This window comes from Cupriavidus sp. SIMBA_020 (assembly GCF_046535395.1).
Classification (GTDB): Bacteria; Pseudomonadota; Gammaproteobacteria; order Burkholderiales; family Burkholderiaceae; genus Cupriavidus; species Cupriavidus campinensis.
Genome location: NZ_JAWRWU010001340.1, coordinates 1 through 247, shown reverse-complemented (window position 1 = coordinate 247; position 247 = coordinate 1). Strand labels below are relative to the sequence as shown.

Annotated in this window: 1 protein-coding gene; it reads left to right on the top strand. The window is 67.6% G+C overall.

All coding sequences use genetic code 11. From position 1 onward, the window contains the following. A partial coding sequence (locus tag SB751_RS33880; protein WP_410749483.1) for an SDR family oxidoreductase occupies window positions 1-247 on the top strand: 247 nt, incomplete at both ends.

Sequence of the window (247 nt, the reverse complement as noted above, 5' to 3'; positions counted from 1 at the left end):
CGGGGCTGACCGGCTTCGTCGCCGGACTCGCGCGCAAGGTGGCGCCCACCGGCGTCACGATCAACAACCTGCTGCCCGGTCTGTTCGACACCGACCGCATCGCCGTCACGTTCGATGCGCAAGCCAGGGCGCAAAACATCTCCGTCGAGGAAGCGCGCCGGCAGCGCATGAAAACGATCCCCGCCGGCCGTTTCGGCAATCGCGATGAATTCGGCCGCGCCTGCGCGTTCCTGTGCAGCGTGCATGC